The sequence below is a fragment of the Ornithinibacillus proteolyticus genome, assembly GCF_039581225.1.
Lineage (GTDB): Bacteria > Bacillota > Bacilli > Bacillales > Amphibacillaceae > Ornithinibacillus > Ornithinibacillus massiliensis.
Genome location: NZ_JBCPXV010000093.1, coordinates 1 through 4373 on the forward strand (window position 1 = coordinate 1; position 4373 = coordinate 4373).

Below are 4373 nucleotides of genomic sequence, written 5' to 3' on the forward strand. Positions count from 1 at the left end.
CCCATAGGTGTGCCCATTAATTATACAAAGGTATTAGTGGTAAACGCTTGTCATTTGATGGTACATTTTTTGTCATTCGGTGGTAAAAAACATGGCAAGGTTGGTACATTTCATTGGCCGTAATCACTAACATATAGATGTACAAATTCGCTCGTTTAATGATGTACATTTTTGATTTTCTCTGTATATTACAACTTTACATGGAGAGGCGGGTATGATAGCCTATTATTAATATTTTTGTGTAAATAAGTGTGTCTTTTTATCTAGCAAAAACTGTCTACTCTAGTTTAGCAGTCACAGCATATTATAGCCGATACTGTTCTTTAAATGATTTTTAATATAGAAATGGAGATATTCCCTAGGCAGTTACTTTCTAAATTACGAGATAGAATGCGTTTCTACTTTTTTCTTTTCTTCTTTTTCTTCTAACCTTTTTTTGTATTCAATCATATCTTTAATCATGTTTTTATAATTTGCATCTACAATTTGAGTCACTCTAATTAACAACATGGAAGTAAAGGAAAGTAGTGATAATGCTACAGCAAAATTCTCAGAATAATAATGAATGGAACCAAATATTCCTATTCCAAAGAGAATAATACCACTAATTGTTATTAATCTATGGATTATCGGCATGTGAAGAAGATATTTTCTCTGTGTACCAATATCGTTTTTTATTAGAAGTAAATAAAGATATTCGATATTGTATTTCTCCAAATTATCCTCAAGACGCTCATTTTTCGTTAAGAGACCTATTGTAGTTTTGTACAGAGTAAATAACATTTGTTTTACCAATAATTTCAACCCATTGAACAGTAATGATGTTTTCTTTTTTAAAAAACCTTTCACTTTTAGATAGTTTTTTTTCATAAAAAATTCCTCCCAATCTGATTTTACATTGTTATAAATCAAAAAAAAAACACCCTATGTGATCATAAATTTTAAGATCAATAGAAGTGGTTTTGATTTATATCATTCATATTATTTTAAATAGTTCTCACAAGTTTTTAGGCTTTCTATTACATTACCAGAAGGGCTGGATAGAAAGAATAGGTTTTTGTTAGTCTTTTCCCCTGAAAGTAGGAGAATTCACTAACCACCCAAGTAGAGTGAGAAAAAACAAAGACTCAATAAAACCATAATAACATAATTCATTTAATTTGAATATGTCTATTAGTTAGCTTGCCTTTCTCTCTTTTAAAAGACACCAGAAGCTAGGCGCTTCACCAAACTCAACAGAATGTATCTTCTCTATTATTTTTGTTTTAATTTCCTGTTCAAGATCCTCACGTTCTTGGAAAGAAGTATTTCTAAGACTTTTTTTAATTTTGAAGTTGAAATCCTGGATGATTTTTTCTATTTGTTGATTCTTTTCTTCCATATTATCCCCCTAATAAATGGTTAGTTTAGTTGATCATATAATTTCTTGAGAGCTTTTCTATGTTGATTTGAGATGTTCTCTGGACTGGTATTAAGTAGATTTGCAACCTCTTTAAAAGGAGTGTTATTATTATTATAAACAAATTCTAGGGATTTCAAGTTATTTTGGTGTAAGTGTTTCTAAAGCTGAAAGTAATTCTTGTTTTTCTATCTGTTCTAATAAAGTTGTACCAAATACATTATCAAACGATAAGTGATTATTAGATTCAATTAGGTCTTTCGCAACAGTATCTGTTGCATTATCAGATGGTATGGACTGGTCAAGTGTTAAAAAGAAAATTCCTGTTAATTTTATTTACTTTTTTATCATAATCAATGCTAAATAAGTGAATGAGTTTACTAACATATTTAATTAATTTCACTTTGTTGTAATGCTCTTTAAATGCTTTGTCAACTTTCTTCTGATTTTCTTCTGATAAATTAGATACAGCTTCTCGTACTTAATTAACCTCCATAAATTCCTTCATTTTACATCTTTTAACTTCAAAAGTTCAACCCCTGAACTACTTAATCAATAATGAGGTTCTTTTTTATGCGAATTTTTGGAACACCTTAAATAAGTTGTAATTTTTTTGTAATATTTCGTAGAATTATGTCGAATCGATAAATAAGCACCAAAATTATACTGAACTTTCCCAATATCACTATCTCCCTCATGTGCTAATATTGAGATGAAGGGAGAGTGGAGAAGAATTACATCAACAATAGTCTAAATATTATAATGAATAGGGGTCCTGAAATGAAAAAAACAAAAGTGATTGTATTTGTATTTTTATTAGTCTCAGCTTTAGTGATGTTTATATCTACTACACATATTTCCGCACAAAATATTGATTTTAAATTAGATGGAGAACAAATCGATCAGGATGTTTTAAAGGATAGTCAAGCCGAGATAAACTCTGTACTTCCAAAGATAGCGAGGGCTCTTGCTAAACCATTAATAAATTATATTACTAATTTACCCATGGGAAGTCACCCCGGTTCTGTAATTCATCAAGGTGGGGGAGACTACCATGTAACACATCCCTCAGTAGACTTTAATAATGGTAATGGAATTAATACCACAGTAATTAAAAGTGCTACGGGTTATGGACAAGATATCTTTAGACCATACATGCAAAGGAATGGGATTTTCGGACTTGGTACTGCTGGCATTGAAATTTTCAGAAATGGTGTCCAACTTGATGATAGAGTAGTTAGAAGTAATCAAACATTCGATTACAAAATTCCAGGCGGATACAATACAGAATATGGAGGTTATGAGATTCACTATGCTGTTCACGATAGTCAAAGATGGACCCCAAAAATGTATTATATCAATATAAATCCTCCATGCACTCAATGTCAGACTTCTTTTGATGGAGAAATCAATGACATTACTACTAATCATGTAATGAAAGATAATCGCATCTATGTAAAGCAAAGTGAAAACACTGCCAGCAAAAATTCAGTGAGTTATAGCCCTATATTAACAATGGACGAATTATATACAGAGTTTTACGATGATAAGACAAAAGAACTTACTAACCAAACAAAAAAGATTGCACCAGGTTCTCAGATAGTAATAGATGATGTGATTATGGAACTAACTTACAATAAAGAAAAAGGATTCACTACACTTAACTTTAACTCAGAATATCCTGAACTAGATTACCATAGTATCTATTTTAAAGGAGATCTTTCAAGCGAATATGAAATAGGAGATTCATTGACATTAGTATTCGAGCTTGTGAAAACAGAAGAAATAAACGGGAACACCTTTGTTGAATTGGATTACAACTTACAAGCTGAGAAAAACGATGAATATCCAAGTCTCGATGCTTTTGTAAAAAAGTGACAACACTAGAAAAGGGGAGCGTTACCTTCCGCCCCCTTTTCTGTTATTTTGTATACTATAATAAAAGTTAAATAAAAAGGGTGATTTAATGCATAATATAAAAAGGTATTACTGGATAATTTTCATCTTTGTGTTATTTGCTATCTCCTACCTAAACTATTTATTGGCTATTGAATTTCAAATCTGGAGTGCTACCCTAGGCATTTTCGCTAACTTTTTGATTTTTCTTGTAGTCATAATTCCATTTACGGCGTATCTATCTAATCGGATTCATACATTCACACTATCTAGAAATATACAAAAAAAAAGTGCTTTTAAGTTCTTTCTCCTTGTTCTGATTGTACTCCCAGTCGTAATAGTCTCTTTAACAATTTATAACGAATATAAAGAAAAGAGTTTAATAAATATAATAGGCTATGATTCAAAACATGTAGAGTCATTAGAATTTCATTTAGATGGAAGTGAATATTGGAGGAACACCAATGAAGAAGCTATTGAGGAACTATTTGATTTCTTGAGTCAATATAATGTAAAAAAAATAAGCAATAATGATTGGAATAGTGATGTTTCTAAAGAATTAAGTTTTAGATTCACTATGATTACTAAAAATGACGTAATTGCAGTCTCTATTCATGAAGACCGCTTATCTTTCCATGGCAACCATAACAGGGGCTATTATTCAGTAATAAACGGACCAGTTAATACCCAGTGGGTTAAGATTTTTAATGATAAATATAACGGAAACTGAGTAATTAACAGTAGCAACTAAGATACAAAGTTTATCTAAGGATAATTTAATAACTATAATCGTTGTGCTATGATATCACGTAGTGAAATATTAAAAAGATAGCCCTTAACAATAATGACTATCGGGAGAGGTCTACTTTGTTAAGGTTTTTATGGCCAGACTATTTAATAAGACTTCCTTGAATAGGGTTATAGTTAGATAGCTACAAATTACTTAAGAAATGAGTCAATTTCATAATTGCTCTTTTTAAAAATACAGAATCCTACAGAATTTCTAAAATGTATTTTTAAAAACAGAAATCATGCTACTTGTTGCTGATTTAATTGTACATTAATTCGGTCTGCGGCT

General features: G+C 30.5%; 5 protein-coding genes. 2 read left to right on the forward strand and 3 right to left on the reverse strand.

Translation table 11 applies throughout. The annotated features are described in order from the left end of the window. Positions 1 to 378: 378 nt before the first annotated feature. The 3 genes from AAIB49_RS19530 to AAIB49_RS20055 all read right to left on the reverse strand — a co-directional run bounded on the left by AAIB49_RS19530 (position 379) and on the right by AAIB49_RS20055 (position 1539). A complete protein-coding gene (locus tag AAIB49_RS19530; protein ID WP_343459022.1) occupies positions 379 to 870 on the reverse strand; it encodes a hypothetical protein in 492 nt (163 codons plus the stop codon). A 307-nt stretch (positions 871 to 1177) separates the two neighbouring features. Beyond that, a complete protein-coding gene (locus AAIB49_RS19535) occupies positions 1178 to 1381 on the reverse strand; it encodes a helix-turn-helix domain-containing protein (RefSeq protein WP_343459023.1) in 204 nt (67 codons plus the stop codon). Positions 1382 to 1401: 20 nt separating this feature from the next. After that, entirely contained in the window at positions 1402 to 1539 is a 138-nt protein-coding gene (locus AAIB49_RS20055) for a sigma factor-like helix-turn-helix DNA-binding protein (protein WP_481857904.1), read from the reverse strand. A 640-nt stretch (positions 1540 to 2179) separates the two neighbouring features. Here AAIB49_RS20055 and AAIB49_RS19540 point away from each other — a divergent pair. Continuing rightward, positions 2180 to 3277 (forward strand): hypothetical protein, encoded by a 1098-nt coding sequence (locus tag AAIB49_RS19540; protein WP_343459024.1) that lies wholly within the window; start codon positions 2180 to 2182, stop codon positions 3275 to 3277. An 88-nt stretch (positions 3278 to 3365) separates the two neighbouring features. Then, on the forward strand, positions 3366 to 4025 hold the full coding sequence (locus AAIB49_RS19545) for a hypothetical protein (RefSeq protein WP_343459025.1): 660 nt from the start codon (positions 3366 to 3368) through the stop codon (positions 4023 to 4025). Positions 4026 to 4373 lie beyond the last annotated feature (348 nt).

Excerpts from the sequence above, each read along its gene's own strand:
- AAIB49_RS19530 (WP_343459022.1), bottom strand. The coding sequence starts at position 870 with ATGAAAAAAAACTATCTAAAAGTGAAAGGTTTTTTAAAAAAGAAAACA.
- AAIB49_RS19535 (WP_343459023.1), bottom strand. The coding sequence starts at position 1,381 with ATGGAAGAAAAGAATCAACAAATAGAAAAAATCATCCAGGATTTCAAC.
- AAIB49_RS19540 (WP_343459024.1), top strand. The coding sequence starts at position 2,180 with ATGAAAAAAACAAAAGTGATTGTATTTGTATTTTTATTAGTCTCAGCT.
- AAIB49_RS19545 (WP_343459025.1), top strand. The coding sequence starts at position 3,366 with ATGCATAATATAAAAAGGTATTACTGGATAATTTTCATCTTTGTGTTA.